The 24,564-nt window shown below is 70.3% G+C and carries 19 protein-coding genes; 10 read left to right on the top strand and 9 right to left on the bottom strand.

Going from position 1 to position 24,564, the window contains the following annotated elements:
* Together D7W81_RS24200 and D7W81_RS24195 are read left to right on the top strand one after the other, a co-directional pair.
* Positions 1-198 (top strand): hypothetical protein (locus tag D7W81_RS24200; protein ID WP_147445598.1); only part of this gene is annotated, 198 nt, incomplete at its 5' end.
* Positions 199-321: 123 nt separating this feature from the next.
* A complete protein-coding gene (locus D7W81_RS24195) occupies positions 322-1,584 on the top strand; it encodes an RNA polymerase sigma factor (RefSeq protein WP_120557755.1) in 1,263 nt (420 codons plus the stop codon).
* Positions 1,585-1,644: 60 nt separating this feature from the next.
* Here D7W81_RS24195 and D7W81_RS24190 read toward each other — a convergent pair whose 3' ends face one another.
* From D7W81_RS24190 to D7W81_RS44175, 4 genes are all read right to left on the bottom strand, one after another.
* Positions 1,645-1,827, bottom strand: coding sequence for a hypothetical protein (locus D7W81_RS24190; RefSeq protein ID WP_120557754.1), 183 nt, complete (start codon positions 1,825-1,827; stop codon positions 1,645-1,647).
* A gap of 36 nt (positions 1,828-1,863) precedes the next feature.
* Positions 1,864-4,026: a DUF4082 domain-containing protein gene (locus D7W81_RS24185; protein ID WP_244227390.1), complete on the bottom strand. Its 2,163-nt coding sequence runs from the start codon at positions 4,024-4,026 to the stop codon at positions 1,864-1,866.
* Positions 4,027-4,173: 147 nt separating this feature from the next.
* Positions 4,174-4,917: an alpha/beta hydrolase gene (locus D7W81_RS24180; protein WP_120557752.1), complete on the bottom strand. Its 744-nt coding sequence runs from the start codon at positions 4,915-4,917 to the stop codon at positions 4,174-4,176.
* Positions 4,914-5,660, bottom strand: coding sequence for a putative signal transducing protein (locus D7W81_RS44175; protein ID WP_120557751.1), 747 nt, complete (start codon positions 5,658-5,660; stop codon positions 4,914-4,916). The genes D7W81_RS24180 and D7W81_RS44175 overlap by 4 nt, the downstream gene beginning before the upstream one ends.
* Here D7W81_RS44175 and D7W81_RS24170 point away from each other — a divergent pair.
* Positions 5,659-6,798, top strand: coding sequence for a glycosyltransferase (locus tag D7W81_RS24170; protein WP_147445597.1), 1,140 nt, complete (start codon positions 5,659-5,661; stop codon positions 6,796-6,798). The genes D7W81_RS44175 and D7W81_RS24170 overlap by 2 nt on opposite strands.
* Positions 6,799-6,818: 20 nt before the next feature.
* A complete protein-coding gene (locus D7W81_RS24165) occupies positions 6,819-7,955 on the top strand; it encodes a glycosyltransferase family 4 protein (RefSeq protein WP_158621677.1) in 1,137 nt (378 codons plus the stop codon).
* Positions 7,956-8,188: 233 nt separating this feature from the next.
* Here the strand turns inward: D7W81_RS24165 and D7W81_RS24160 are convergent, their stop codons facing one another.
* Positions 8,189-9,433 (bottom strand): glycosyltransferase family 4 protein, encoded by a 1,245-nt coding sequence (locus D7W81_RS24160; RefSeq protein ID WP_158621676.1) that lies wholly within the window; start codon positions 9,431-9,433, stop codon positions 8,189-8,191.
* A gap of 296 nt (positions 9,434-9,729) precedes the next feature.
* On the opposite strand from D7W81_RS24160, the gene D7W81_RS24155 reads away from it, so the two are divergent.
* The 6 genes from D7W81_RS24155 (at position 9,730) to D7W81_RS24125 (ending at position 19,123) form a co-directional block, all read left to right on the top strand.
* The gene (locus D7W81_RS24155; RefSeq protein WP_120557747.1) at positions 9,730-11,550 is read left to right on the top strand and encodes an aminopeptidase P family protein; all 1,821 of its coding nucleotides are present in this window, start codon (positions 9,730-9,732) and stop codon (positions 11,548-11,550) included.
* Positions 11,551-11,667: 117 nt separating this feature from the next.
* Positions 11,668-11,994: a hypothetical protein gene (locus tag D7W81_RS24150; protein WP_147445596.1), complete on the top strand. Its 327-nt coding sequence runs from the start codon at positions 11,668-11,670 to the stop codon at positions 11,992-11,994.
* A gap of 124 nt (positions 11,995-12,118) precedes the next feature.
* Entirely contained in the window at positions 12,119-13,243 is a 1,125-nt protein-coding gene (locus D7W81_RS24145) for a sialidase family protein (RefSeq protein ID WP_244227389.1), read from the top strand.
* A gap of 69 nt (positions 13,244-13,312) precedes the next feature.
* A complete protein-coding gene (locus D7W81_RS24140; protein WP_120557744.1) occupies positions 13,313-13,687 on the top strand; it encodes a hypothetical protein in 375 nt (124 codons plus the stop codon).
* Between the two features lie 207 nt (positions 13,688-13,894).
* On the top strand, positions 13,895-17,230 hold the full coding sequence (locus tag D7W81_RS24130) for a Dauer Up-regulated (RefSeq protein WP_158621675.1): 3,336 nt from the start codon (positions 13,895-13,897) through the stop codon (positions 17,228-17,230).
* 285 nt (positions 17,231-17,515) lie between these two features.
* A complete protein-coding gene (locus D7W81_RS24125) occupies positions 17,516-19,123 on the top strand; it encodes a peptidoglycan-binding protein (protein WP_120557742.1) in 1,608 nt (535 codons plus the stop codon).
* Positions 19,124-19,183: 60 nt separating this feature from the next.
* Here D7W81_RS24125 and D7W81_RS24120 read toward each other — a convergent pair whose 3' ends face one another.
* The 4 genes from D7W81_RS24120 to D7W81_RS24105 all read right to left on the bottom strand — a co-directional run.
* Positions 19,184-19,768: a TetR/AcrR family transcriptional regulator gene (locus tag D7W81_RS24120; RefSeq protein ID WP_120557741.1), complete on the bottom strand. Its 585-nt coding sequence runs from the start codon at positions 19,766-19,768 to the stop codon at positions 19,184-19,186.
* Positions 19,769-19,831: 63 nt separating this feature from the next.
* Positions 19,832-21,022 (bottom strand): toxin-antitoxin system YwqK family antitoxin, encoded by a 1,191-nt coding sequence (locus D7W81_RS24115; RefSeq protein WP_120557740.1) that lies wholly within the window; start codon positions 21,020-21,022, stop codon positions 19,832-19,834.
* 132 nt (positions 21,023-21,154) lie between these two features.
* Positions 21,155-22,384, bottom strand: a complete 1,230-nt coding sequence (locus D7W81_RS24110) for a S8 family serine peptidase (protein WP_120557739.1) — start codon at positions 22,382-22,384, stop codon at positions 21,155-21,157.
* A gap of 161 nt (positions 22,385-22,545) precedes the next feature.
* The coding region (locus tag D7W81_RS24105; protein WP_147445595.1) for a M13 family metallopeptidase at positions 22,546-24,564 on the bottom strand (2,019 nt) is incomplete at its 5' end.

The raw sequence follows: 24,564 nt of genomic DNA, 5'->3' as shown, positions 1-24,564 counted from the left end.
GTGCTGGGGATGGAGGCGAGGGGGCCGGCGCGGTGCGTGTCCGCGCGTGTGCCCATGGCACGCCTGTTCGGCTACGTGACGTCGCTGCGTGGCCGTACCCAGGGACGCGCCCAGGCCAGCATGCGCCTGGGGACGTACGAACCGGTGGTGGAAGGCGCCAGCGCCTCCAGCGTCTCCAACGCAGGGGCGCGGGCGTGAGGTGACGGCCCCGGGCTTCCTCCTTGAAGGGGGAGGCCCGGGGCCGTGCTGTTTCGAGCGAAATCGCACCCCGTGTCGATTTCCAGGGCGCCCATTCGACGTGCATTTGATTGAGTTCGCGCCGTGACGGTTTCCAAGGCGCAGGCCGCGGTGCACGCGGTGTGGAGGATCGAGTCCGCCCGGCTCATCGCCGGGCTTGCGCGCATGGTGCGCGACGTGGGGCAGGCGGAGGAGCTGGCGCAGGACGCGCTGGTGGCCGCGCTGGAGAAGTGGCCCGTGTCGGGCGTGCCGGAGAACCCGGGCGCCTGGCTCATGGCCACCGCGAAGCGCCGTGCCATCGACGAGATGCGCCGGCACAAGCTGCTCGCGCGCAAGCACGAAGAGCTGGGCCACGGGCTGGAGGAGGCGGAGGTGCCAGACCTGGACGCGGCCCTGGACGACGACGTCGGCGACGACCTGTTGCGCCTCATCTTCACCTCCTGCCACCCGGTGCTGTCCCCGGAGGCGCGGGTGGCGCTCACGCTGCGGCTTTTGGGCGGCCTGACGACGGATGAAATCGCCCGCGCGTTCCTGGTGCCGGAGCCCACGGTGGCCCAGCGCATCGTGCGGGCCAAGCGGACGCTGGCGGAGAAGGGCGTCCCCTTCGAGGTGCCCCGGGGCGAGGAGCTGGCGGCGCGGCTGGCGTCGGTGCTGGAGGTCGTCTACCTCATCTTCAACGAGGGCTACGCGGCGACCGCCGGTGACGGCTGGATGCGCCCGGAGCTCTGTCAGGACGCGCTGCGGCTGGGCCGCATCCTCGCGGAGCTGGCGCCGGGCGAGCCGGAGGTGCACGGGTTGGTGGCGCTGATGGAGATTCAAGCGTCGCGGGCCCGCGCGCGCGTGGGGCCTTCGGGCGAGCCCGTGCTGCTCCTGGAGCAGAATCGCGCGCTGTGGGATCAGCTCCTCATCCGCCGGGGACTCGCGGCGCTGGAGCGCGCGGGGAAGGCTGGCGCGGCGGGGCCCTACACGGTGCAGGCCGCCATCGCCGCGTGCCACGCGCGGGCGCGCACGCCGGAGGAGACGGACTGGCCGCGCATCGCGGCGCTCTATGCGCTGCTCGTCCAGCTCACACCGTCGCCGGTGGTGGAGCTGAACCGTGCCGTCGCCCTGTCCATGGCGTTCGGTCCCGCGGTGGGGCTGGAGCTGGTGGACCAGCTCGTGGCCGAGCCGTCGCTCAAGCACTACCACCTGCTGCCCGCCGTGCGCGGCGACCTGCTCCAGAAGCTGGGGCGCCTGAAGGAGGCCCGGGCGGAGTTCGAGCGGGCCGCGTCGCTCACGCGCAATGTGAAGGAACAGGCGCTGCTGCGCTCGCGTGCCGCCGCGTGCTCGGATGCGCGGCCGTCGTAGGCCCGCGTCAGTGTGGGTGGCAGCTGCGCCGGGCCTCATGGCGCTGCTGCTGGACGAGCGTCAGGCGGGAGAACTTCTCCGGGGCAGGGGAAAGCCGGGGAACTCCTCGCCGGGCCGAGGGCCGTCGGACTGGACGGTGAAGCCCGCGGACTCCACCGCGACGGAGAACGGCGCCGCCGCGAGGAGCCACGTCATGGCGAACAGGGACGTCGCTGCACTCAGGAGCAGGGGAGCGGCGGGCATCCCTGAAGCATACCCGCCCTCCCATGTCTCACGGGCTCAGGGCAGCGGTGACAGCTCCAGGTTGTCGAAGTTCGTGTCCCAGCCGTTGGACGTCGTCACGGTGAGAATCGAGCAGGGCGTCTGCCAGGTCGGCACCACATGCGTAATCTCGCCCGCCGTCAGGGGGAAGGTGAGAGCGGGCTGGTCGAGACACTTCAGGGTAAGCGTGGCGCCGGTGTCCCACGTGAAGGCATCCAGGCCCAGGACGCGCCGCTGGCCGAAGAAGGACAGGTTGGCCTGGGTGAGGCCGCCGCCGTTGAACGACACGCTCTTCGTGTCGAACCCGCCCCAGGGCGACGCGATGTACCAGCGGTTGGAGCCGAAGTGGATGGGGCCGTGCGGGCCGTTGAAGGTCTCGTCCTGGCCGGGGAAGGTGTCGAAGGTGACGAGGTTGGTGGACGGGCCCACGGGGATGGGCAGCGCGTGGGTGTTGTTGCCGGGCACGAAGTCCGCCTGCGAGGCCGAGATGGTGGCCTGGCTGGTGAACGTCCCGGTGCCGAAGGGGATGGCCTGCACGTGGATGGTGAAGCTCGCACCAGGCGCCAGGGTGGGGGCGCCACACTGCAGATCGCTGAAGAACCCGCAGTGGCTGCCGTTCATGCCCGGCGTGGTCGCGGAGTAGAAGAAGTAGTTCAAGCCCGCGGGGATCGGAACGTCGAGCACGACGTCAGTGGCGGTCGCCGGGCCATTGTTCGTCACGGTGATGTCGTAGAAGAGCACGTCACCGTTGGCGCCCGTGCCGTCCGGGAACGACTGCGTCACGGCCAGGTCCACCGTCGCGGGGCCGCTGGGCTGCGAGGGGACAAACGTCACGTCCACCCAGAAGTTGGTGTTGAGCCACGCCTCCGTGGGGAACGCGCTGCCGTTGAGGTTGCGCACGCCGTTGCCGCTGGCCTCCACGGTGGAGGGCGCGTGCAGCGGGGGCATGTCCACGCCCGCGGTGTTGAAGTAGTTCGTGGTGATGGCGTAGCGCCCGCCCGTGGCGAAATACGACACGACGTAGGTCGTGTTCGCGGCCAGGGTCACCGGCGTGGGGAAGGCCAGCTCGCGCCAGCCGAAGCCCGTCTCCGCGGGAGTCGTCTCCGTGGTGGCCAGCAGCGTGCCGGTGGCGCTCCACAGGTGGCCCACGTGCGGGCCGTTGTCGGTGCTGCCCTTGTAGTAGCGAACCTTCGTCACCGTGCCCGCCACGTCCGTGCGGAACTTCACGCCGATCTCCGCCGGGGTGGTGTCGGCGTTCTCGAACTGCGGGTTGCCCGTCACGGAGTTCCACAGGCTGCAGGGGTTGCAGGCCATGTTCGGGAGCGTGGTGCCGAGGACGATCGTGGAGGACGGGCTGAGATTGCCGGCGGCATCACGGCCGCGCACGGCGTAGTTGTACGCGGTGGAGGGCGTCCGGCCGGTGTCGCGGTAGCGCAGCGTGGTGCCGGGCAGCTCCGCGATGAGCTCGTTGTTCCGGTACACCAGGTGCCAACGGGCGTTGCCCTGCACCTCGCCACTGCCGTCCACGGACGCGTACCAGGTCAGGTCGATGGCGGTGGGCGAGTTGGGCACGGCGGTGAGGTTGGTGGGCGCGCGCGGGGGCGTGGTGTCGTTGGGCTGGAAGGCCACGTCCACCCAGTAGTTGCTCGCGTTGAACGAGTTCGTCGGGAAGCCGCTGGTGCTGCCGTAGCGGTAGAGGCCGTTGCTGGTGGCCTCTGCGTGCAGGGGCGGCACGTCCAGCGCGGACGCGAAGCCGTTGCCCGTCACCGCGTAGTGCCCGGCGGGCGCGTAGTACGAGACGACGTAGTTCGTGTCGGCCGCGATGGTGACCGGCGTGGTGAAGCGCGCCTCCTGCCAGCCGGAGGCCGTCTCGTTCTGGAAGGTGACGGTGCCCAGCAGCGAGCCAGACGCCGTCCACAGGCTGCCGGTGTGCGTGCCCGTGTTGCCCGGGCCCTTGTAGAAGCGCACGCCCATGATCCGCCCCGGCGCGTCGCTGCGGAAGCGCACGCCCACCTCCACCGCGCCGCTGTCGTCCGCGGCCGCCACGGCCGGGAGCGCGGTGGTGCCCAGGAGCGAACGCTCACCGGCCAGCAGCGGCTGCGCGGCCTCCGTGGCCTCCGGTGTCTCCGGCGTGGGCGATTCAGCGGGAGCACAGCCCGTCTGGATACAGGTGAAACCCAATACAACTGTCACAACCCATCGTGATGCATGTCGAAGCACGCCGGACTCCCTTGTCTGTGAAAACCGGACGGTGCTTCGCATGCTGCCACCCTTGAATTCAAGGACTCCAAGGGTGGTTGATATTTCTCGCATGGACGATGCCAGGAGTCAGGGCGCCAAGGACAATTCCGCCAGGAATTGAAACAACGCCCTTTGTTCATGAGGCCGGGACAGCAGCCACGTGTGGCCCTGGCCGGGCACCTTGCGCGAGTCCAGCCTCAGGCCGGCCGCCCGCCACGCTTCGTGCGCTGTCCGCCACAGGGGCGCGCTGCCATCCATTTCACCGATGAAGGACAGGATGGGCACTCGCGCATGCACGACGCTGACGGGCGGGGTGCGTTCATCGCCGCGTGACAGGCGGGGCGCGCCGGCGACCAGGACCAACGCACGGAAGGACTCGGGGCGCGCGGCCCACAGCTCGAGCGCCATCTGTGCGCCAGCGCTGAAGCCCAGCAGGATGGGACGTTCGGCATCCACGCCGGGGACGCGCGCCACTTCCGGCAGCGTCCCGAGCATCATCCGGTTGGCCTCCGCGCCGCTCCAGCCTTCCACCTGCTCACGGGGGAAGGTCAGCAGCGCGAAGCCCTGATCCGCGAAGGCGCCCGCCAGGGGCTCCACCAGCGTCAGGCCATCCGTGCCCGTGGGATGCAGCCAGATGATCAACCGGTGCGGATGCTCCGGGGTGGCCTCTCCGGAGACGAAGAGGCGGTAGGGCAGGCCGTTCGTGGGAGCGCCGGTCCGCGTCGGTGTGGCGGCCTCCACGGGAGTGCGCGGCACGGGCGGCGTGGCGACACACGCGGTGGCCAGGGCCAGGACCCACGCCAGATACCTGGTGGGACGGGACGGTTTCACTGCAACAGGGCGTTGAGGGTGCTCGCCAGCATGAGGAGGAAGGGCGGGCCGAACAGGAAGAGGAGGATCAGCCAGGCGACGACCTTGCGCTTCCGGCCCCGTTGAATCTCGGCGCCCGAGCCGTTGCGCTCCGCGCAGTCCTCGCAGAGGCCTGCGCTGGCCCCCTCACAGCTGTCGCACAGGAAGGTGCCGCACCGCTCGCAGGTCCGGGTGGCGCGCTGACCGTGCAGCGCGCAGTGCGCCTCCTCGGAGCCGTCGTCCTGCGCCGAGGTGGCGACGCCTGGCGGCGGCTCTTCCTGCGAGACGCTCTTGAGCAGCTCCCGCGCGTGCTCCAGCTCCCTGGCCGGGACCAGCACCCGCAGCTCGATGTAGGCCCCGGCCACGCCGAGCATCGAGCGGTGCTGCTCACCCTGGATGATGCACGGGATGTTGTCGGCTTCGAGCAGGGACCGCACGAGCGCGGCCTCCGAGGCGTCGCCGCAGGTGGTGAGCAGCTGGAAGTCGTGATCGGGGAGGGACAGGCGGGGCTCCGGTGGGGACCCCCCTCGGGGCCCTGTAGGCGTTGGATGCACACGAGTCTCCGGCAGGACGGAAGCCCCGTGCAAACGGGCCCCTTCCTCCTCGGAGCGCGGACGTGCCCTCACGCTCCGCCAAGGACCTTCCACTGGCTGACATCCGCCGGGCCGCGGGCGGGCCGCGGGGGTTGTGGGGCCGGAGCGCGTGCCTAGCTTGCCCGCGTCCATGACGAACGAAATGCACCCGACGGCGCGGCCTACGCGCGTGGCTCACGTGATGTACGGCCTGGAGATGGGCGGACTCGAACAGCTGGTGGTCCGGCTGTCCCAGCATGGCCGCGAACGGGGCATCGAATCCGTGGTGCTGGCCCTGGGGCCGGACGGCCCGGTGCGCGAGCTGCTCCAGCGCGCCAACGTCCCCACGGTGTGGCTGGGAGGCCTGGCGGGCATGACGCCCACGGCCATCCGCCGGCTGGCCCAGGAGGTGGACGCCTTTGGCGCCGACGTGGTCCACGGCCACGACGTGGGGCCCTGGCTCAACGCGGTCGCCACCCGGACGCTGCGTCCGCGCACACCTGTGATGGGCACGTTCCACCAGACGGTGGAGCCCCAGGGCAAGCTGCGCCCCGCGGCCATGGCCGCCGCCATGTTCACCCAGTCCCTGGTCGCCTGCGGCAGCGAGGTCCGGGCCAGCCTGGAGCGCTGGAGCCCGAAGCTGCTCTCCAACGTGGTCACCATCGAGAACGGCGTGCCGCTGGAGGTCGCCACGGGCGAGGAGGCCCGCCGGAGCGCTCGCGAGCGCCTGGGCCTTCCGCAGGACGCCACCGTGGTGGGCTACCTGGGCCGCCTCTCCGAGGAGAAGGGCCCGGACCTGCTGGTGGACGCCTTCCTGCGCCACTTCGGTGATGCGAAGGACACGCACCTGGTGATGATTGGCCCGGGTCCCATGGAGGCCTCGCTGCGGGCCCGCGCCGCCGCGTCTCCGCTGGCTGGCCGGGTGCACTTCACCGGCGCGCTGCTGGAGGCAAGCAAGCTTCTGCCCGCGTTCGACGTCTACGTGCAGCCGTCCCGCCGCGAGGGCCGCTCGCTGTCGCTGCTGGAGGCGATGGCGGTGGGCCTGCCCACGGTGTCGCACGCGATTCCCGCCATCCGCGAGGTGCACCAGGATGGCCAGACGGCGCTCCTGGTGAGCTCCGGGGACGTGGATGCGCTTGGAAACGCGGTGAAGCGCCTGACCCACGACGCGGAGCTGCGCTCGCGCCTGGGGGAGGCCGCGAAGCGCGAGGCGCAGCGCTATTCGCTGTCCACGATGGTGGACACGTACGCGAAGCTCTACCGGGGTGCCGCGGCTCGCGCCCAGGCGTGAGCGGACACGGAGGTTCACGCGTGCCGCACTCCACCATCCTCCATGTGCGCAGCACCTGCGGCCTGTATGGCGCGGAGCGGGCGCTGCTGTCGCTGGCCGCGTCGACGCCGTCGCCGTGGCGGGCGCAGGTGTGCAGCCTCGTTTCGCCCGGGCGGGTGGACGTGCTGTCGGGCGCGGCGCGCGAGCAGGGGCTGGACGCGCTGACGCTGGAGGTGCCCGGCCGCTTCAGCGCGATGGCCGTGGCCACGCTCGCATCAGAGGTTCGCCGGCGCGGCGTGGGGCTGCTGCACGCGCATGACTACAAGTCACTCACGCTGGGCGCCGCCGCGAGCGCGCTCGCGGGAGTGCCGCTGGTGGCCACGTACCATGGTGACACCGGTGCCACGCCCGCGTTGATTGCCTACGAGGGACTGGCGCGAGTGCTGGGCAACTGCACGCACGCGGTGGCCGCGGTGTCGCGTGAGCTGACCGCGCGCCTGCGCCGGTACGTCCACCGCTCGCCGGTGGTCTACATCCCCAACGCGTTGCCGCTCGCGGACGTGTGTACGGAGGAGGAGCGGCTCCAGGCCCGTGAGGCGCTGGGGCTCGCGCCGGAGGGGTCCGTCATCGCCTTCGTCGGACGCCTGTCGGTGGAGAAGGGTCCCCAGGTGCTCCTGGACGCGATGCAGCGGCTGGACCGGACGCCTGGCGCCACGGTGCCCACGCTGCTGCTGGTGGGGGATGGCCCCCTGCGCGAGTCGCTGGAAGCTCAGGCCCAGGGACTTCCGGTGCGCTTCCTGGGATTCCGTTCCGAGGTGCGCAGCGTTTACGCGGCGGCGGATGCGGTCGTGATGCCGTCCCTGCGTGAAGGCATGCCGCTGGTCGCGCTGGAGGCGATGGCGCTGGGACGGCCGCTGGTGGCGTCCGGCGTCGGCGAGCTGCCCCACGTGCTAGGCACGGGGCGCGGGCTCGTGGTGCCACCGGGCGACGCGGGCACGCTGGCCTCGGCGCTCGCGGGACTGCTGGCGGCCCCCGGCTGGCGCATGCGGATGGCGCAGGCCGCGCGCGAGTACGTCGTGACCCACCACGCACCGGAGCGGATGGCGGAGCGTTACATCGAGTCGCTCTACCTGCCCGCCCTCGTGGACTCGCGCGAAGCGCAGGTCGCGGCCGGGTAGGGCAATCGGGGCTACGGCGCCTGGCGGAATCCGCGTCGGCATGGGCCCCAGGCCTCCAAGCAGCCCACCTCCTACCCGACGCCGCCCAACTGGTCCGACAGTCGGACCAGTTCGGACGGTGCGCCGCCGACAGGGCGTCCCCGCGGGTTTCCCACCTTCTCATCCAGGGCGATGGACTTCAGGTCCAACGGCCGGTGCGTGCGGTGGAGACCCACCGCACCCGGCCGGGAGGCTCAGGAGGCTTCCGTCCCTGAGGGATTCTTCCCGCCGCGACCCAGTGTCGGCGCGTTCAGGTAGAGCTCACCCAGCCCGGCTCCGATGCCGTCCCACGCGAAGGCCTCCGCCATGTGGCGGGCGTTCCGCGCGAGCTTGCTGCACAAATCCGGATCATTGCGCAGCCGGCGCAGTGCATCCGCGAACTCCTGCGGGGACTCCGCGAGGAGCACGTGCTGTCCCTCCACCACCGGCAGCCCTTCCACCGCCAGGCGCGTGGCCACCACGGGCACGCCCGCCGCCGCGGCCTCCAGCACCTTGAGGCGCGTGCCGCTGCCCGCGCGCAGGGGAATGGCCGTCGCCAACGCACGCGCCAGGTACGGCGCCACCGACGGCACCGAGCCCGTCACCACCAGCCGCTCGTTCTCCAGGGCGCGCACGGACGCGGGAGGACTGCGGCCCACCACCATCAGCTTGCCGGCCGACAGCTCCGCCGACACCAGCGGCCACACCTCGCGCGCCAGCCGTAGCACCGCGTCCTCGTTGGGCCACCAGTCCATGGAGCCCACGAAGACCAGGTCATTGCGCGTGGCCTCCTGAGGCACGAAGTCCGGCAGCTTCACGCCGTTGGGCACCACCTGCACGTGCTTCGCTCCCAGGGCGCGCAGCTGCTGGGCGTCCACGTCCGAGCACGCCAGCACGGTGTCCGCCTGGCTCACGCACTCGCGCTCCAGCCGTTCCACCCGCTTGAACTGCCAGTTCAGGAACGGCCGCAGTTGCGGCGCGCTCAAGGGCGCCATGCGCGCGAGCACCTGGCTCTCCACGTTGTGCTCGTCGATGACCAGGTGCGCGGACGGGTTGAGCTGCCGCGCCAGCGGCAACAGCTGCGCCATGTGCAGGTGGTCGAAGTGGATGATGTCGAAGGGGCCGTTCTCCGTCAGCACCCGGCGCAAGGCATCCTGCACGCTCTGGCGCGCGAAGCGGACGTAGGTGAGCGGCGTGCCCCGCAGGAAGGCCCGGGTGCTGTTCAGCGTCTCCCGGGGCTCCACGCGCGGCAGGTCCACCAGGTGCAGGCGCGAGGCCGGAACGCCCAGTTCCCCCAGCCAGCGCTTGAAGCCCTCGGCGTCGTTGCCGGACCGGTGCACCGCGAGCACGTCGAGCGTGAAGCGCGAGGCAAGGGCGCGCACCAGCTCGAGCGTGCGCAGGGTGCCGCCCGTATCCGAAGGCAGCGGAACGTAGGGAAGGATGGCGAGAACGCGTCGCACGGTGGGAAACCAGGCCTGCTTCAGGAGACGGGTGGAACCGGCCGCGTGCTCCTCACCACGGCCAAGGGCTTGGTAAGCACCCGCGCGCAAAGGGCCCAGGGCCCCGTGATGCTTTCCCACCAGTGGACAACAGATCGCGGATCCACGATGCAACGGGATGCCGCATCGCGTCTTGCGAGCAACAACGGTATTCCCGGAAGTCTTGATCAGAGCCGCGATGCCTGTCCGTGAGGGCCCTCGAAAAGGGGCGCTGTTTGCGGCATGAGGGCGCGGGCAGCGCAACGACGGAGGATGCCATGGGCCTTGAGCAGACGCAGGGGGCCGCGGCGCGCGAGCGCATCGCGCGGCTGCGGCAGGTGATGCGGGAGCGCGGGGTGGCGGCGGTCTGGGTGACGACGAGCGACCCACACCTGTCCACCTACCTGCCGGGCCGCTGGAAGGGGCGGGAGTGGGCGTCTGGCTTCACCGGCTCCCTGGGCACACTGGTGGTGACGGCGGACTTCGCGGGCCTGTGGGTGGACAGCCGGTACTGGGACCAGGCGGACGCGCAGTTGAAGGGCAGCGGCATCGCGACGGTGCGGACGTCGAACGCGCCGGGGCAGTCGCACCTGGACTGGCTGGCCACGAACGTGCCGCCGGGGCAGACGGTGGCGGTGGACGGGGCGGTGCTGGGTCTGGGCCTGGCGCGCTCGGCGGCCTCGCAGCTGTCCGCGGCGGGGCTGGTGTTGCGCACGGACCTGGACGTGGTGGCGGAGGCGTGGGCGGACCGGCCGCCGCTGCCCGCCGCGCCCGTCTACGTGCACGCGCTGTCCCCGGTGCCGCGCACCGACAAGCTGCGGGCCGTGCGCGCGGAGATGGGCGTGCTGGGCGCGACGCACCACTTCATCTCCACGCTGGACGACGTCGCGTGGCTGACGAACCTGCGCGGCTCGGACGTGGACTACATCCCCGTGTTCCTCGCGCACCTGCTGGTGGAGCCCGGCGGGGCCCGGCTGTTCATCGGGGAGGGCAAGGTGCCGGCGGCGCTGCGCGCGGAGCTGGAGGCGGACGGCATCACCCTCCACCCCTACGACGAGGCGGCCCGCGCGCTGGGGGCGCTGCCGGACGGGACGCGGCTGCTGGTGGATCCGCGGCGCATCACCCACGGGCTGCGGCAGGCGGTCCCCAAGGGCGTGAGCGTCGTGGAGGGGCTCAACCCGTCCACCGTGGCCAAGTCGCGCAAGACGGACGCGGAGCTCGCGCACTTCCGCAACGCGATGGAGCAGGACGGCGCGGCGCTGTGCGCCTTCTTCGCCTGGTTCGAGTCCGCCCTGGGCCGCGAGCCCATCACCGAGCTGACCGTGGACGAGCGCCTGTCCGCTGAACGGGCGCGGCGTCCGGGCTTCGTGTCGCTCAGCTTCTCCACCATCGCCGCGTTCAACGCGAACGCCGCGATGCCGCACTACCGGGCGACGCAGGCCTCGCACGCGACGGTGTGCCTGCCAGGGCAGAAGCCCCAAGGCCTGCTGCTCATCGACTCCGGCGGGCAGTACACGTCCGGCACCACGGACATCACCCGGGTGGTGCCGGTGGGCGAGCCCACGGCCGAACAGCGCAGCGACTTCACGCGGGTGCTGCGCGGGATGATCAACCTGTCCCGGGCCCGCTTCCCCCGGGGGACCCGCTCACCGAACCTGGACGCGCTGGCGCGGGCACCGCTGTGGGCCGAAGGGCTGGACTACGGCCACGGCACCGGCCACGGCGTGGGCTTCTTCCTCAACGTCCACGAGGGGCCGCACGGCGTCTCCCCGACGATGCCCAATGACATCACGACCGCGCTGGAGCCGGGGATGATCACCTCCAACGAGCCCGGCCTCTACCGCCCGGGCCGCTGGGGCATCCGCATCGAGAACCTCATCGCCGCGGTGCCGGACCGGAAGACGGAGTTCGGTGACTTCCTGCGCTTCGAAACGCTGAGCCTCTGCCCCATCGACACGCGGCTGGTGGACCCGGCCCTGCTGTCCCGGGAGGAGACGGACTGGCTCAATGCCTATCACGCCACCGTTCGAGAGCGGCTCCAACCCCACCTCCACGGCGCGGCGCGAGACTGGCTGCTCCAGCGCACCCAGCCCCTCTGAACCGCTCTGCTCGCGACCTGACGAGAAGGCAGACGCGGCGCTGGACGAGCCAGCCTGGCGCCGCGCATGCTGGGCGGCGCGGGGGGCCGGCCCCGCATGTGATGGAAAGGACCTCGCATGCGATTGACCCGAAGGCTGTTCCCCCTGCTGGCGGTGCTCCCCCTCCTGGCCTGCGGTAGCAGTGGCGCCGTGGGGGACACCTGTGACGAAGGCGTCTGTGACGAAGGCCTCTCCTGCCGGAAGGACCTCCCCGGCGGCTTCTGCGCGCAGGAGTGCACCGCGGAAGGAGAGGGCGGCGGCTGCCCGGCGGACACGCTGTGCACGCGCCAGGTCAACATGCTGCTGTGCTCGCCCGTCTGCGATTCCCAGTCCGACTGCCGTGAGAGCTACGCCTGCAACGGTGTCAGCAACACCCGCCTCAAGGCCTGTCAGGTCAAGCTGTAGACGCCCTCTCCGGCTTTGCGGCTCTGGCTGTTGAATCATGGAATGCCACGAGTGCAGGCTCGCGCGAATGAACGCTCCTTCCTGGCCGCTTCGTTCGCGCTCCGCCCGCCGTCTGATGACATGGATGCTGCTCCCGGCTTCGCTCGGTGCCTGTGCGCCGGAGGAATCCGTCGAGGACTCCACGCCCGTCGCCCAGGTGGAGTCCACGCTTCCGGCGGGAGGCTGGCAGGTGCTGATGCCGGGTGGGGGCGGGCCCATCCGAGGCATCACCCGCCGCGCGGATGGCGTGCTCATCGGCGGCGCCAGCTGGGGGCACGGCATCGACGTGTGGACGAGCACCAACGGGGGCGCGAGCTGGACGCTGCACGGCTCCGTCGCCAACAACCCGAACGTGGAGTTCGGCGACGTCACGATGCGCGCCATCCCGGGCACGCACACGGTCTTCTGCGCCTTCCGCGAGTACGCCAACGGCCAATGGCGAGTCACCGTCACCCGCAGCGACAACGATGGAGACAGCTGGGTCTACGACAGCACCGTCGTGGGCCCCACGACGCGCTTCGTGGGCGCGCCCTTCCTCTTCCAGCGCGGCAACGGAGACCTGCAGGTCTATTACGATTCCGAGTTGCTGGCCGCGCAGGGTGGCTATCCCGGCCACCAGTGGATCGCCATGCAGGGGCGGCGGGGCACCACCGGCGCCTGGACCGCCTACGGCACCGTGACCGTGTCGCGCGACAAGCGGGCCGGCGCGCTCAGCCGCGAGGGCATGCCCACGGTGGTGCAGCTCTCCGGAGACCGCATCATGGCCGTCGTGGAGGGCGTGGAGGCGTTCCCCACGGGCGGGGCTCGCGCCAATGTCATCAATGCCGTGCAGTCCTGGGATGGTGGCCGCACCTGGGACGACTCATTGCGCCGCACGGTGTATGCCTCACGCATCGACCCGGGCTCCGGCCGCCGCTACAACGCCTACGTCCCCTATGCCATCCGCGTGGGCAACGGCCCCGTGGGCGTCGCGTTCTGCACCGACGAGGACAAGGCCGGTCCGCCGGACCTCTCCAGCGCGCCGGTGGACCAGCGCAGCTGCCACGTGGGCTTCGTGCTGACCACGACGAACTTCGAGTCCTGGTCCGCGCCCACTCCCATCTGGACGGGCACCTCGCGCAACTACACCCCTGGCCTCTTCGAGCGCGCTCCCAACGACGTCATCGCCCTCATCGACGGACTGGGCACCCAGCGCGTCCTGATGCGCTGACCCCTCCGGACAGACAGTGTCCGCTGGCAGGGAATGGTCAGGACTCCGGACATGGGATGGATTGTGCCCATGCCCCAGTCTCCGCAGCCGAACCGCTGGATGCTGTCCTCCTTCCTCATCTGGGTCCCTGGCCTCGTGCACATCTTTCCCTTCATGGGGGTGTACGCGCTGATGTTCGACCGGAGCTTCCCGGTGATGATGCTCCTGGGCCTGACCCTCACCGGGCTGGCCCTGGGCGTCATCCAGGCCCTGGTCCGCGACCCCCGGGACCCCCGGGCCCTGTGGATCACCCCGGCGTCCTTCTTCGTGGGCTGGTCCCCGCTGGCGCTGCTCATGGACGCGGACGCCTCGATCCTCCTCGTGGGGGCGCTCACCCTGGCCAGCTCCATCGGGTGTGTCGCCCTGGGGCAGTGGATGCTCAGGGAGCCCGCGGCGCGGTCCTGAGGCCCCCGGAGGCTTCCATTGCCCACGCTATGTCTTTCCGCGTCATGCGGGGCGCCGCGATCCATGTAACCCGCTGCAGGGCAATGACGTACCAGCCTCGTCCTCCCCGGGGACTCGCGAGATTGCGGGAACCCAGGCAACATTCGTTTCGAAATGTAGAGAATCCGGGGAACTTTCTTGGTTCCCGAAAAGGTAGGAGTTCCGCCCATGACCACCCCTATTGATGGAGCCGCCGCCGCCGCCGCCCGTGCCGCCGCCGAAGCCGCCGCGCGCGCCGCCGCCGAGGCCGCCGCCCGCGCCGCCGCCCAGAAGGCCGCCGCCGAGGCCGCCGCGAAGGCCGCCGCCGAGCAGGCCGCGAAGCAGCAGCAGCAACAGCAGGCGAAGCAGCCCGCGGTGAAGCTCTTCCAGAACGACCAGTTCTCCTCGGGTGGGCCGCAGAACCGCAACGGGGTGAACCGGCTGACGGGCGAGACCACGAACCCGTTCGCCACGCCGCTCTCCACCGGCAATGGCTCCGCGCGCCCGGTGAACGCCCCGGCCACGGGGAACGTCAACGGCGCGGCCCCGGCCACGGAGCCGAAGCCGCCCCATGCTGAAGCGCTGCCGGACAAGGCGGAGGACCTGCCCAAGCTCTTCCCGGAGCTGAAGGACAAGAAGAAGGAGGACCTGCAGAAGGCCTACGACTCGCTCAACAAGCTGGGCACCGGCTCCTTCTCAGAGAAGGCCACCGCCCTGGGCGAGCTGGCCTCCCAGTTCCCGGAGACGGTCCCCAACGCGCTGGAGCGCCTGGGCGTCAAGGACGACAAGCTGGCGAAGCTGGCCACCAACGCCGACGCGCTCACCTCGCTGGGCAAGCTGACGGACCCCAAGGCGACCAAGGTCGACAAGGCGCAGGCCGCCCTCACCCTGGCGAAGGCCGCCGGTGACGCGCTCGCGCCGGAGGACCTGAAGGGCGTGCTGGACACCGCGCTCAAGGGCCTGCCCGCCGCGGACAAGCTGGTGGGTGCCATCGGCAAGTGGACGGACCCCAACGCCTCCGCTACCGACAAGGCCACCGCCACGCTGGAGCTGGGCAAGGCGCTCAAGGACTTCGCCGGGGACAAGTTCCCGGCGCTCTCCAACGACCTGCGCAAGCTGGACGGGTCGCTGCGCGCCGCGGGCGCCGCCATCACCCTGGCGGACCCCAACGCCTCCACGCAGGACAAGGCGCTGGCCGCCGCGCAGCTCCTGGCGGAGGCCCCCGACCTCAAGAAGGACCTCAAGGCCTTCACGGACGTCCTCAAGAACGCGGGCGTGAAGAACGCGGCGGACGTGGCCCAGCAGGGCTCGCAGCTGGCCAACGTGAAGGTGAAGGGGCTGGATCCGCAGCTCGCCTCCAAGCTCACGCCGGATCAGCTGAAGAAGCTGGAGTCCGCCGCCACCAAGCTGGGCGGCCCGGAGTCGCTGGAGTCCGCGCTCAAGGGCATCACCGACCCCAAGGCCCTGGACAACCTGGTGGGCGAGCTGGGCAAGGCGGACGCCGCGGCCGGCAAGCGGCTGGTGAGCGCCCTGGGCGGCATGGAGCACAAGGCCCTCAACGAGGTCCTGTCCGATCCGAAGACGACGGAGCAGTTCGCGAAGCTCGCGGGCAAGCTGGACGATGACGCGGGCAAGGTGCTGTCCAAGCTCGTCACGGACATGGACCCGGCCGCGGTCAAGGCGCTGCTCAAGTTCACGGACGGCGTCGGCGCGGACGCGCTCAACACCACCGTGAAGGGCCTGGGGCCGCTCCTGGACAAGGCGGGCAGCAAGCTCGTGGGCCAGGGCCTCAAGGTGATGGAGAAGGTGCTGGGCAAGGTCGGCGTGGAGATCACCGCCGACGTGGCCGGCAAGGTCTTCAAGAACCTGGCGAAGGTCGTCCCGGTGGCGGGCGCGCTGCCCAACGCCATCGACGCGGTGAAGTACGAGAAGGAATCGCTGGAGCTGCACGGCAAGAACAACGACCTGGGCTACTTCGCGCACACCGCCGCGGCGCTGAACGTCGCGGACGCGGGCATTGGCATCGCGCTGGACCTCACCGGCGTGGGCGTGGCCGTGGACGTGGGCGCCAGCGTGCTCCTGGGCGCCGCCGAGCTGGCGATGGACATCGGCTTCACCCAGGAGAAGGCCAAGTACGAGGCCGACCCCGAGGGCTACAAGGCCCCGGACTGGATGAAGGCTGTGAACCTGGCCGGCGCCGCGGCCCAGGGCCCCGCGGGCCTGGCGCACATGGCCGGGTACTACGGGGCGGAAGGCACCGCGCAGCTCATCCAGTGGGGCGTGGAGAAGGGCGCCAAGGGCGCCGTGAAGGCCGCCGAGTTCGTCGGCGTGTCCCAGGCGGAGCTGGCCGGCGAGGGCCTCAAGGGCGCCGCGAAGGTCATCCACAAGCTGGCGGACGTGGTGCGCAACCCGTCCAAGTACGGCGAGGCCGCGGCGAAGGCGGCCAGCGAGGCCTTCAACACCGCCATCGAGAAGGGCGGCGAGCTGGCGAAGGAGGCCAAGCAGGTCCTCGACGGCGTCATCGACGGGGCGAAGCAGCTGGGCGAGAAGGGCCTGGAGACGCTCAAGTACATCGCCCAGAACCCGGGCGAGGCCGCGAAGAAGGCGCTCGAGGGCATCAAGAGCGTCGTGGACAAGGGCCTGGACCTGGCCACGGACGCCGGCAAGGCGCTCTACAAGCAGGCCGTCTCCACGCTGAATGACCTGAAGGCCGGCTACGACAAGCTCACCGGCGCCGCGAAGGAGAAGGCGAAGGAGCTCATCGACGGGGCGACGACGCTCGTCTCCAACACGGTGAACAAGGCGAAGGAGCTGGGCGAGAAGGGCCTGGAGCTCCTGGCCTGGACGGCCAACAACCCGGGCGAGGCCGCGGCCAAGGCGAAGGAGGCCATTGGTGACGCCCTGGCCAAGGGCGGCGAGCTGGCGAAGAAGGCCTGGGAGTCCGTGAAGGACCTGGGCGCCAAGGGCGCCGAGCTGGCGGAGGGCCTGGTGAAGGGCCTGGCCAACGCGGGCGAGAAGGCCGTGGAGACGCTCAAGTACATCGCCGAGAACCCCGGCGAGGCCCTCACCAAGGCCGGCGAGTGGGTGGGCGGCGCGCTGTCGGACATGGCCCGCAAGGGCGGCGAGCTGGCCACCAAGGCGGCCGGCGCCATCAAGGACTTCGTCGACAACCGCGTGACGTGGGCCAAGGACTTCGCCCGCGACCTGCTCAAGGACGGCGTGGAGTCCTTCGTGAACGTCGCCAAGGCCTGGAAGGACAACCTCACGGAGGGCGGCAAGGAGCTGCTCGTCGCCGTGGCGGACCTGGGTGACGCGGGCGTGGACGCGCTCAAGGACCTGGCCGGCGCGGGCGGACAGCTGGCGGAGGCCGCCGTCGGCCACCTGGGTGACCTGGCCGACAAGGGCATTGATGCCGCCAAGGACGCGCTCGGGACCCTGAAGGACCTGGGCGGCGAGGTGGGCGACCTGGCCGGGGATGTGTACGGCGGCCTGAAGGACTTCGTCGGCGGGCTCATCCCCGGCTAGTCCTCCAAGCCACAGGCCTGTAGCACCGCACGGGGTCTGTTCCTTCACGGGAACAGGCCCCGTTCATTTTTCCGCCGAGCGCGGTGCGTCAGGCAGGTGAAGCCATACGTACCCCCGGTGTGCGTGTCACCCGGTCGTGACAAACCCCACAGACAAGACAAGTTTGAGCGGAAAATTACGCACTGGTTAAACTGTGAGATCTTTATTTCCTGATCTCGCGCAACTCACTGGGAGCCGCCTGGATAATCGGGGCAGGAATCACAGCCGCCACCGAGGAATCCCCGCATGAGCCTCAACGCGACCACGTCCCAGCGCACGAACTCTGTCGTCTCGAATCGTTCCCAGGCTGTGACGCCGAGCGCGGTTCGCAACAGCGCGAACCCCAACGCCATCCTGTCCCAGTACACGCCCACGGGCGCTTCCGCGCGCACGGCGCGGCAGGACGGGTTGCAGCCGGGTGTGGCCGCGTCGACGAAGATGGCGCAGACGGACCTGGCGCGCCTGCAGCAGTACAAGGGCAACATCGAGGCGGCGGCCGCGAAGCACGGCCTGCCCCCGGCGCTGCTGGCGGCCATCGCGAGCCGTGAGTCGCGCGCGGGCGCGGCGCTGGACCGCACGGGCCACGGCGACGGCGGCAACGGCTTTGGCGTGATGCAGGTGGATCACCGCTACCACAAGACCCAGGGCGGCCCCACCAGCGCCCAGCACATCGACCAGGCCGCGGGCATCCTCAAGGGCTACGTCAACGACGTGAAGAAGGCGCACCCGGACTGGTCCGAGGCGCAGCAGCTTCGTGGCGCGGTGGCCGCGTACAACTCCGGCCCGGGCAACGTCCGCACCCAGGCGGGCATGGACGTGGGCACCACGGGCGGTGACTACTCCAACGACGTGTGGGCGCGCGCCCAGGCGCTGGCGCCGCACTTCGGCGGGGCCGCGACGAGCACCGGCAACACCCCCAACACCAACAACACCCCGCGCCCGTCGCAGACGGCCGACACCTTCGAGCCCTCGGGCACCCAGCAGCGGCCGGGGACGAAGTGGAGCGCCGCTCCGTCGATGGACCAGGTGAAGGTGCGGGGCAACAACCTGCGCGAGGGCATGCAGGGCCCGGCGGTGAAGCAGCTCCAGGAGATGCTGGGCGTCCCGGCGGACGGCAAGTTCGGCCCCGTGACGAAGAAGGCCGTGGAGGACTTCCAGCGGGCGAACGGCGTGCGCGCGGGCAGCAACCTGGGCCAGGTGGGCCCCGACACGCTCAAGGCGCTGCAGGGCAACCGCCCCGGCGGCACGACCAACACCGGGGGCACGAACAACACCGGCGGCACGAACAACACCCAGGGCACGAACAACACCCAGGGGACGAACAACAACGGCGCGGTGCTGGGCAACGGCGTCCGCATCGACACCAACAACGCCACGCTGAAGAAGCTGGCCACGTCGCGCCTGAACAACGGCCAGACGGGCTACTGCGTGCGCACCACGCTGGACAACATGAGCCGGCTGGGCATCCCGAACACGCCGGCGGCGACGGGCAACGACCCGAACAACCCCCGCGGCGGCATGGCGCAGATGCTGCGCAACGGCTGGGAGTCCATCCCGTTCCCGGGCGCTCAGCAGAAGGCCATCAAGAGCCCGTACGGCAACGCGACCGCGAACGTCGTGTCCGCGGATCAGTACCGCAAGCTCGTCGCGGACGGGAAGGTGCCGGACGGCGCCATCATCTTCCAGTCGCGCCACGGCTGGGAGTACAGCGGCGGCTCCAAGGGCAACGACATGGGCATCGTGCGCAACGGCGGCAAGACGACCCACAACTACCAGGACATGAACTCCATCATCTATTCGGACTGCAAGGAGGTCGTCATCCTGGTCCCGAAGGGCGCCATCCAGCGCGACTGATGCGCGGGTGAGTCGAGCCGCTCCAGGCCCGGTCCGCGTGAAGACGCGGATCGGGCTTTTTCATGCCCGGTCGCCGGCGAGCAGCTCCGCGCCCAGCTTCTTCGCCGCGTCCAGGAACTCATCCCCCAGCTTCGTGCCGCGCACGGCGCGCGACAGCGACAGCGCGCCGTACATGAGCGCGATGGCGGCCAGCGCCTTGTCCCTTCTCCGCGCTCCGGCGGGCAGCAGCTCCGCGTACGACTGGACGAACCCCTGGAGCTCCGCCTCCAGCGCGCCCCGGTAGGGCTCGCCCGCGCGTGACACCTCCGCGGTGATGCTGGGCAGGGGACAGGTGGGCGTGACGGCGTCGCGGTGCTTGCGCGACAGGTAGCGCTCCAGCACCTTCAGCGCGGGCGCGTCCGGCGCGTCCTCCTTCGCCTTCTTCAGGAGCGCGTTCCACACCGTGCGGGCCGTGCCCCGGAGCGTCTCCGTGAACAGGTGCTCCTTCGACTCGAAGTGCCCGTAGAAGCCGCCCACCGTGAGCCCCGCGCCCTTCATCACGTCCATGATGGAGCTGGCCTGGATGCCCCGCTCCAGGAGCAACGTGGCGGCGGACGCGAGGATGGCGTCGTGCGACTTCTGCTTCTGCTCCGTCTTCTGGGTCATGATGGATGACGGCAGTAATATTGCCGCCATCCTCCGTCAAGACGGCGCTCCCTCGCGCGCCTGCTACTTCTTCTTGCGCGAGCCGTCCTCGTAGAAGGCCTCGTCCTCCACGAGCCCGCCGTCGGGGTTCCAGCGCTTGCGCGCGGTGACGCGGTCCTTCGTCCACTGCGAGTCCTCGATGAGGGTGCCGTTCTCCGCCCACACCTGGCGCCGGCCTTCCGCCTTGCCCTTCACGTAGTGCTCGCGGCGCTCCGTGCCGCCGTCCGGGAGGAAGCTCTCCGTCACGCCATCAGGGTCGAAGCCGTTGTGCCATTCAGCCTTGACCAGGTTGCGCCGCTCGCGCAGCGAGCCGTCGTCCTCGAAGTAGGACTCCACCGCGCGGTCTCCGGTCACGACGAGCTCGAACTTGCGCTCGCCGTTCTGGAAGTACTCCACGCGCTTCACCTGCTGGCGGTTCTTCCAGGTGACGACCTGCTTCTTGCCGCCGTCGTTGAAGAACTCCGTCTCGTCGCCCTCCCTCTGGCCCTGGGCCCAGGTCGTGGAGGTGAGGGCCTTCCCGGAGGCGTACCGCGTGCTCACGCCGTTGAGCACGCCCTCGGAGTACGCGTTCGTCGCGGTGCGCTGCCCGTCCTTGTCGAAGAGCTCCGTCACGCCTTCGCGACGTCCGTTCTTCAGCTGGATGACGGCGCGCTTCTGACCGTTCGGATGGAAGAACACCAGCGGGGAGGGCCCCTTCCAGACGCAGTCCTTCAGGCCCGCCTCATAGGAGGACTGGAGGCCGCAGCCCGCCTTGGTCAGCCGCCCGGTCTCGTCGTAGTCCGCGTAGGTGCTCTTCGCGTCCTCTGGCTGCCGGTCCACGCGCCGGGACACCTTGCCGTTGGGGTGGTAGCGCAGCGACTCGCCCTGCTCGTTGTCGTCCACGTACTGGGAGGTCTCCACCAGCCGGCCTTCTTCGTAGCGCTTGAAGCCCCCGTGGCGCTTGCCGGCCTTGTACTCCTGCTCCACGGCGCGGCCGTCGGACCAGCGGCGCACCTCCCAGCCGTCCTGCTTGCCGTTCTTGAACGAGACGGTGTGCGTCTCCTTCTTCGTGTCCTCGTCCACGCAGCGCACGGTGCCGGTGAGGTTCGCGGTCGAGTTGCCGTTGTCCAGGTTGATGGGCTTGCCCTGGAACGTGCAGCGCTCGATGGCCCACGCGGGCGCGGAGAGGAGGGGCACGGACAGCACGAGGAGACGCATCACGGACGGCGCGCGCATGGAGGGCTCAAGGAAGGAAGGTGGGGCCACCGTAGCCGCGAAGGCGGGGCCCTGGAACGGCTTCCGGGCCCACACCCGCCATGGACATGGCGAGGGGGCCCGGAGGGAGGCTGCGAGACAGCGAAGCGGCTTTCAGCGCGCGGCGACGGCCGGCGTCTGCGGCTTGGGCTCCACGGTGGCCTTGGCGGCGTCAATGGCGGCCTGGATGTCCAGCTTGCCGCCGGTGATGACCTTGCCCTTCAGGTCCGGGTCCTGCTGCACCGTCTTGAGGATGAGGTCGCGCACCTGCACGGCCGTCAGGTCCGGGTTCTCCGCGAACATGCGCGCGGCGGTGGCGGCCACGGTGGGGGTGGCCATGGAGGTGCCGCTCATCTCCTCCCAGTCGTTGCCGGGCACGGTGCTGAGCACGTCCTCGCCGACAGCGGCCAGGTCCACCACCTTGTCGCCGTGCGACGAGAAGCGGGCCAGCTTGTCGTTGTTGCGGTCCATGGACGCCACGGTGAGGACGTTGGGCAGGTCCACGTTGGCCGGCATGTCCGGCACGTTGTTCATGTTGCTGCCGTTGCCGTTGGCCGTGGCCGCGAGCAGCAGGATGTCCGCGTCCGCCAGCTTCTGGATGGCGGCCTCCCAGCGCTTCTGGGACGCGGTGTCGCGGTAGGAGTCGCCAAAGCTCGCGTTCGCGGCGCGGATGTTCACGCCGTGCTCGGTCTTCATCTTCACCAGGTAGTCCACCGAGCGCTCGAAGTTGGTGAGCAGGTCCGCGCCGTCGTACAGGCCGCCCACGCTCAGAATCTTCGCCTTGCCCGCGGCGATGCCGGTGTTGCCCTCGCCGTTGTCCTCCGCGGCGATGATGCCCGCCACGTGCGTGCCGTGGTCCGTGCCCTCGCCCTTGAACGGGTCGCCCTTGCCGGTGCCCACGTTGAAGCCGTGGATGTCGTCCGCGATGCCGTTGTTGTCGTTGTCGATGCCGTCCCCGTCCACCTCACCGGGGTTCGTCCACATCGCGTCGTCCAGGTCGGTGTGCTTGAAGTCCACGCCGCCGTCGATGACCGCGATGACCGGCTCGCCCGTGAGCTTGGGCTTCGGCTGCGACGGGTCCACCTGCTTCGCGTCGGCGACCTTGTTCGCGCCCGGCTTCACCGCGACGTTGGACGAACCGAAGGCGAAGGCAGACGCCGGCACGCCCGCGCCCGGAGGCGTGGGGCGGCCCGTGGGGCGGTCCACGAAGTTGGACGGACGCGCACCCTGGGTCTCGAAGCCGTCACGCACCGTCAGGGGCTTCGCCTTGGGCGCCTGGGCGCGAGCGGCGTCCGTGCGGGGCGTGGTGGCGATGGAGGCGGGCGACTTGCTTTTGATTTCCATGGTGTTCCTCCGTGGGGGGATTCGGAGCGGCCTACCGACTCCCACATTGTCGCATCGCGCCCTTTAAAGTTTCGCCTCAATGGTTTTTGGGCCGCGGGAGGACGCGCGGCTCCGTGCCCCGGGCGCACGGCCTTCGTGCGCCCGGGGCGGGTGGAACGGGACTACCAGACCTTCACGCGCTGCTCCGGCGTGAGGTAGAGGCCCTGGCCGGGCTTCACGCCGAACGCCGGGTACCACGCATCCAGGTTGCGCACGGTGGCCGCGCGGAACATGCCGGGCGAGTGCCCATCCGTCACCAGCAGCCGGCGCAGCAGCGGTTCCCGGAACTTGTTGCGCCACACCTGGGCGAAGCCCATGAAGAAGCGCTGCTCGCCCGTGAAGCCGTCCAGCGTGGGCGCGGGCTTGCCCTGCAGGGACATCACGTAGCCGTCATGCGCGATGGAGATGCCCGCCACGTCGGCGATGTTCTCGCCCAGCGTCAGCTCGCCGTTCACGTTCATGTCGGGCAGGGGCTTGTACGTGTTGAACTGCGCGGCCAGCGCCTTGCCCGCGGCCTTGAACTGCTCCAGGTCCTTGGGCGTCCACCAGTTGGCCAGCTTGCCCTGCGCGTCGAACTGCGCGCCCACGTCGTCGAAGCTGTGGACGATTTCATGGCCGATGACGGAGCCGATGCCGCCGTAGTTCACGGCGGGGTCCGCGTTCGGGTCGAAGAACGGGGGCTGGAGGATGGCGGCCGGGAAGATGATGGAGTTCTGCTGCGGCGAGTTGAGCGCGTTGACCTCCTGGGGCGTCATGAACCACTCCTTGCGGTCCACGGGCTTGCCCAGCTTGGCCAGGTTGCGCTTGTGCTCGAAGAGCTCCGCGCGCTCCGCGTTGCCGAAGGCGTCTCCCTTGACGACCTCCAGGCCGGAGTAGTCACGCCAGGTGTCCGGGTGGCCAATGCCCACCTGCACCGTGCCCAGCTTCTCCTTGGCGCGGGCCTTGGTCTCCGGCGACATCCACTCCAGCGCGTCGATGTGGTGGCCCAGCGCGGCCAGGATGTTGCGCACCATCACGTCCGCCTCGGCCTTGGCGGCGGGCGGGAAGTGCTTCTCCACGTAGCGCTTGCCCACGGCCTCGCCCATGGCGAAGTTGGTGAGGTCCACGCCGCGCTTCCAGCGGTCGCGAAGCTGCTGCGCGCCGGAGAGCGTCCGCCCGCTGAAGTCGAAGGCCGCGTCCACGAAGGGCTTCGACAGGTAGGGGGTGTTCTGCATGATGGCGTGGAAGGCCAGGTAGTCCTTCCACGTCTGGAGGGGCTCGCTGCCCACGAGCTTCGCGATGCCGGTGATGGCGGACGGCTGCCAGACGATGAAGTCCTTCTGGGGCGTGAGGCCGGCGCTCGCGAAGTACGCGGCCCAGTCCATGCCGGGCGCCTTCTTCGCGAAGTCCGCCTGCTTCCAGGGGTTGTTCACCTTGGCCACGTCCTGCGTGTCCTGCGCCGCCCAGTGGACCCGGGCAATCTTCGTCTCCAGCCCGAAGATGGCGCGGGCCTTTCCTTCCGCGTCGGGGATGCCGGCGTTCTTCAGCTGGAGGGCGATGTTCTTCTGGTACTTCTCCCGCACCTCTTTGAAGCGCGGCGTGTCCTTCAGATAGAAGTCGCGGTCCGGCAGGCCCAGGCCGCCCTGGAGGAGGTAGGCGGCGTAGCGGCTGGGGTCGTTCAGGTCCTCCGCCACCCAGAGGCCCAGGAGGCGGTCCGTGGTGGCCTGCCCGGTGTTGAGCGGATCCACGTCACTGCGCAGGGTGGTGCCCAGCAGCGCGGCCAGGTCCTTGCGGTTGGCGACGGCGGTGATGCGGTCCATCTCCGGCTTGAGCGGCGTGGCGCCGCGGGCCTCGATGGCGGCCTCGTCCATGAAGCTGGCGTAGAAGTCACCCAGCTTGCGCTCCTCGCTGCCGGCGGGGGCGTCCGACTTCGCGGCGGCTTCCAGCAGCTCGCGCGTCTGCTGCGTGGCGTCCTCGGCCAGCCGCGTGAACATGCCGTAGGAGGAACGGTCCGGAGGGATTTCCGTGGTGTCCACCCACTTGCCGTTGACGTAGCGGTAGAAGTCGTCACCGGGGGCCACGGAGGTGTCCATGCCCGGCGTGTCCACGCCGAAGCTCCCGAAGTGCGGCTTGGGAGCGGCGGGGGCCGCGGGAGCCGGGGC

The sequence above is a fragment of the Corallococcus aberystwythensis genome (assembly GCF_003612165.1).
Classification (GTDB): Bacteria; Myxococcota; Myxococcia; order Myxococcales; family Myxococcaceae; genus Corallococcus; species Corallococcus aberystwythensis.
Note: the sequence above shows the minus strand (reverse complement) of the source record. Positions and strands in the feature narration are given on the sequence as shown.

What these genes read in the sequence shown, in the direction of transcription:
- D7W81_RS24140 (WP_120557744.1), top strand. Translation starts at nt 13,313, where the DNA reads ATGCCCCAGTCTCCGCAGCCGAACCGCTGGATGCTGTCCTCCTTCCTC.
- D7W81_RS24145 (WP_244227389.1), top strand. Translation starts at nt 12,119, where the DNA reads ATGCTGCTCCCGGCTTCGCTCGGTGCCTGTGCGCCGGAGGAATCCGTC.
- D7W81_RS24155 (WP_120557747.1), top strand. Translation starts at nt 9,730, where the DNA reads ATGGGCCTTGAGCAGACGCAGGGGGCCGCGGCGCGCGAGCGCATCGCG.
- D7W81_RS24115 (WP_120557740.1), bottom strand. Translation starts at nt 21,022, where the DNA reads ATGCGCGCGCCGTCCGTGATGCGTCTCCTCGTGCTGTCCGTGCCCCTC.
- D7W81_RS44175 (WP_120557751.1), bottom strand. Translation starts at nt 5,660, where the DNA reads ATGGACGCGGGCAAGCTAGGCACGCGCTCCGGCCCCACAACCCCCGCG.
- D7W81_RS24120 (WP_120557741.1), bottom strand. Translation starts at nt 19,768, where the DNA reads ATGACCCAGAAGACGGAGCAGAAGCAGAAGTCGCACGACGCCATCCTC.
- D7W81_RS24170 (WP_147445597.1), top strand. Translation starts at nt 5,659, where the DNA reads ATGACGAACGAAATGCACCCGACGGCGCGGCCTACGCGCGTGGCTCAC.
- D7W81_RS24125 (WP_120557742.1), top strand. Translation starts at nt 17,516, where the DNA reads ATGAGCCTCAACGCGACCACGTCCCAGCGCACGAACTCTGTCGTCTCG.
- D7W81_RS24190 (WP_120557754.1), bottom strand. Translation starts at nt 1,827, where the DNA reads ATGCCCGCCGCTCCCCTGCTCCTGAGTGCAGCGACGTCCCTGTTCGCC.
- D7W81_RS24150 (WP_147445596.1), top strand. Translation starts at nt 11,668, where the DNA reads ATGCGATTGACCCGAAGGCTGTTCCCCCTGCTGGCGGTGCTCCCCCTC.
- D7W81_RS24110 (WP_120557739.1), bottom strand. Translation starts at nt 22,384, where the DNA reads ATGGAAATCAAAAGCAAGTCGCCCGCCTCCATCGCCACCACGCCCCGC.
- D7W81_RS24130 (WP_158621675.1), top strand. Translation starts at nt 13,895, where the DNA reads ATGACCACCCCTATTGATGGAGCCGCCGCCGCCGCCGCCCGTGCCGCC.